Origin of the sequence: Stieleria sp. (assembly GCF_041595215.1) — a bacterium.
GTDB classification, from domain to species: Bacteria; Planctomycetota; Planctomycetia; order Pirellulales; family Pirellulaceae; genus Stieleria; species Stieleria magnilauensis.
The window spans coordinates 1-3,493 of the sequence record NZ_JBFHKV010000926.1; the positions used below are offsets into that span (position 1 = coordinate 1).

Genomic DNA, 3,493 nt, shown 5'->3' on the forward strand with positions numbered 1-3,493 from the left:
CTCGGCCAACCTTCTGTATGCGGCGACGCTGGCGATTTTGGCAACCACGATCGGCACGAAAGAAAGTTACCGCACCCCCGCCGGAGCGATTGGGGCAAAAACGCTCAACGACGGAAGCACGGATAACTAATCGCTAGACGCTCAAGAACGGTGAATGTGCTCACCAGTCCGCCAGATTGTTACTTTCTGTTACCATCGTGCCCCGACCGGGCCGCTTGGACGCTCGAAACATTATTCATCCTTCCCCATTTTTTAGGGTTTGATCCGTGAGCAGTTTGAAAGGAAAGATCGTTGCCATCACCGGCGGAGGCACCGGGATCGGCGCCGGAATCGCCACGATCCTCGCCGAAGCCGGTTGTCGCGTCGCCATCGGTGGCCGACGGCTGGAAAAACTTCAGGCCATCGCGGACTCGGTCCAATCAGAGACTCCGATCCATTGCCATCCCTTGGACGTCGCCGATCCGAGCAGTGTCGATGCGTTCTTTGCGGACGTGAAATCGCATTTCGGCGATCCCGATATCTTGGTCAACAGTGCGGGCATCAACATTCTGAAACGGACGATGGCCGAGATGGTCCCCGAAGATTGGGATCGGGTGATGCAAATCAACGCCACCGGTGCCTACCGCTGTATTCACGCCGTCCTGCCGGCGATGCGAGCGCGACGCGATGGGCTGGTGATCAACATCTCATCGGTCGCCGGCAAACGCGCCATTTCACTCGGCGGAGTCGTTTATTGTGCCAGCAAGTTCGCGATGACCGCGCTCGGGACCGCGATCAGCAATGAAGTCCGTGACGAAGGCGTTCGCATCACCAATGTTTACCCCGGCGAAGTCAACACGCCGATCCTGGACAATCGGCCCAACCCGGTTTCGCAGGAACACAAAGATTCGATTCTGCAGCCGGAAGACATCGCGTCGGTCGTGGCGACGATCTGTGCCCTGCCGCCGCGGGCCAACGTCCCCGAAGTGGTGATCAAGCCGACCAAGCAGGAATGGGTCTAGCGGGATTGAAGTATACTGCGGGACGGTCACAACCCCTTTACCGACGACATCTCATGATTCGACACCTGTTGCTTTGCCTGGTCTTGGTCCCCACCGTCCCCGCTGTCTGTGTTCCCTGCTATGGGCAAGACAGCCAGCCGGCGACGGAGCTGCGGTTCACCATTCCGCCCGACGACGCGTTACCCGGCACCGGGCCGATGCGCCGGCATGACTGGTTCAAAAATGTTTGGAACCGTCGTCGGACCACGTTTGAATCCAATCGAGCTGCCAGCGAAGGCGCCGTCGTCTTTTTGGGTGATTCGATCACGCAGGGCTGGCGTGACGATTTCTCGGGCGCGTTGAACGGAGTCCCCAAAGCGAATCGGGGGATCAGTGGTGATACGACCCGCGGGATGTTGTATCGGTTGGAAGAAGACGTGATCAGCTTGAATCCGGCCGCGGTCGTGATGCTGATGGGCACCAACGACTTGGAAGAAAAGGCGTCACCGGAACAGATCGCCGCCAACGTCGAATTGATTTTGGACAAGCTGAAAACGCACCATCCGAAGATGCCCATCGTGTTGTGCGAAGTCTTTCCCAGCAGCGCTTCCAAAGCTCGCCCCGCCGAGAAAATCAAGCAGATCAATGAGCTGTACCGCGGCCTGGCACGCGGCGATCAGCAAATCACGGTGATCGACACGTGGACCTTGTTCGCCGATGAAAACGGTGACGCAAAGAAGATTGAGTTTCCCGATCTGCTGCATCCCAATGCGCTCGGGTACGCCAAATGGGAAGCCGCACTGCGGCCGATTTTTGCGACGTTGGGACTGATCGAAACCGAACCCGACGCTTTCGAAATCGAACCCGATGCGATCGCTCTGTTTGGCGGCACCGACCTGACCGGATGGGGCTACCGCAGGTCGACCGACCAGATGCGGAAATCGCGTGACCGCTGGATCCCCAAAACCAACGGCGCCGTCGTTTGGCCGCTCGTCGAAGAGGACGTCGCGTTTGACGGACTGACAGCCACGCCGGACGGGCGTTACCGCGCGATCGCCGGCCGTCTGGTTGTGACCACGCCGCCCGAAGGCAGAAAGATTCAACAGTTATGGACGACGAAAGAATTCGATGATGACTTTCAGCTGATCCTTGAATTTCGCGCCACTCCGATGGCCGACAGCGGCGTCTTCGTGCGTGGCAATCAGTTGCAGTGTCGTGATTACTCGCTCGCCGGACCTTACAAAACCCTGACAAACTATCGCCAGGGTGGCTGGAATGAACTGGTCATCACGGTCAGGGGCACTTCGGCGCATTGCACGTGCAACGGCGAAGTGATCGAAGAAGCGTTCCAAGTCCCCGAGTCCGGTCCGATCGGCCTGGAGGGTGATCGCGGCCAAGTCGAATACCGGCGGATTCGAATTCGCAAACTTGAGAATTGATCCGATGAAGAAAACCGAAGTCATCAAGCTCTTGAAGGAACACACCAATCCGCGCGGCGTCGAGAATTGGAACAAGTGCGGCGCCAAAGGCAGTGGGCTCAAGAGTTTTGGGATCGGTTTGACCCAGCTTCGCAAACTCGCCAAACAAATCGGACGCGACCATCGACTGGCTTTGGAACTCTGGAAATCAAACGTCTATGACGCCAAGGTCATCGGGTTGTTGATCGACGATCCCAAACAGGTCACCCGCGCCCAAGCCGAACAGCAAGTCGAGCAATTGCAAGGCGGGTACCTGGCCCATGTGTTCGCCTCCTGTGACGCGACCCTCGCCAAGGCTCCCTTCGCGTTCGATCTCGCCTGCGACTGGATGGAGAGCGACGATCCGGTTCGCCGCCGCTGTGCTTATGGTTTGATCTATGAGCTTTCCAAGAAAAACCCCAAGGGCATGGATGATGAATTCTTGTTGGTGCTGATCGACCGCATCAAGAACCACATCAAGGGCGAAGACATGTGGGTGCGAGAGTCGATGAACACCGCCTTGATGGGAATCGGAAAACGCAACAAGAAACTCAACAAGGCCGCCCTACGCGCCGCCAAAGCCATCGGCCCGGTCGACATCGACTATGGAGACGACAACGCCTGCGAACCGCTGGATGTCGTCAAACATCTGACCAGCGATCATTTGAAGAAGAAGCTGGACCTGTGAGCCGGATCGGAGATCGCGGTGACCGCTCGGACGCTACCCATCCCGTTCATCCGATCAGCCGTTTGGCGCGGGCCTAGGGGCCACTTCGCATCGCTCGTTGACGGAGGCCCGGACGCTGGCGCGAACCGGCTGATGTCAACCGATGATCGGTCGTTTGGCGCGGGGCTAGGGGCGACTTCGCATCGCTCGTTGACGGAGGCCCGGACGCTGACGCGAACCGGCTGATGTCAACCGATGATCCGCCGTTTGGCGGGGGGCTACGGGCGACTTCGCATCGCTCGTTGACGGAGGCCCGGACGCTGGCGCGAACCGGCTGATGTCAAACGATGATCCGCCGTTTGGCGGGGGGCTACGGGCGACTTCGCATC

3 protein-coding genes are annotated in these 3,493 nt (G+C 58.7%); all 3 read left to right on the top strand.

What is annotated here, in order from left to right:
* The first annotated feature begins 266 nt into the window (after positions 1 to 266).
* Genes ABX749_RS26360 through ABX749_RS26370 form a run of 3 tightly spaced genes read left to right on the top strand, consistent with a single transcriptional unit; the run spans position 267 to position 3,125 of the window.
* Complete coding sequence (locus ABX749_RS26360; protein WP_372898628.1) at positions 267 to 1,001, top strand: SDR family oxidoreductase; 735 nt, start codon at positions 267 to 269, stop codon at positions 999 to 1,001.
* Positions 1,002 to 1,054: 53 nt separating this feature from the next.
* Positions 1,055 to 2,419: a GDSL-type esterase/lipase family protein gene (locus ABX749_RS26365; protein ID WP_372898629.1), complete on the top strand. Its 1,365-nt coding sequence runs from the start codon at positions 1,055 to 1,057 to the stop codon at positions 2,417 to 2,419.
* A 4-nt stretch (positions 2,420 to 2,423) separates the two neighbouring features.
* Entirely contained in the window at positions 2,424 to 3,125 is a 702-nt protein-coding gene (locus ABX749_RS26370) for a DNA alkylation repair protein (protein ID WP_372898630.1), read from the top strand.
* The last annotated feature ends 368 nt before the right edge of the window (positions 3,126 to 3,493 follow it).

Coding starts and splice junctions, on each gene's coding strand:
- ABX749_RS26365 (WP_372898629.1), top strand. CDS start 1,055: ATGATTCGACACCTGTTGCTTTGCCTGGTCTTGGTCCCCACCGTCCCC.
- ABX749_RS26370 (WP_372898630.1), top strand. CDS start 2,424: ATGAAGAAAACCGAAGTCATCAAGCTCTTGAAGGAACACACCAATCCG.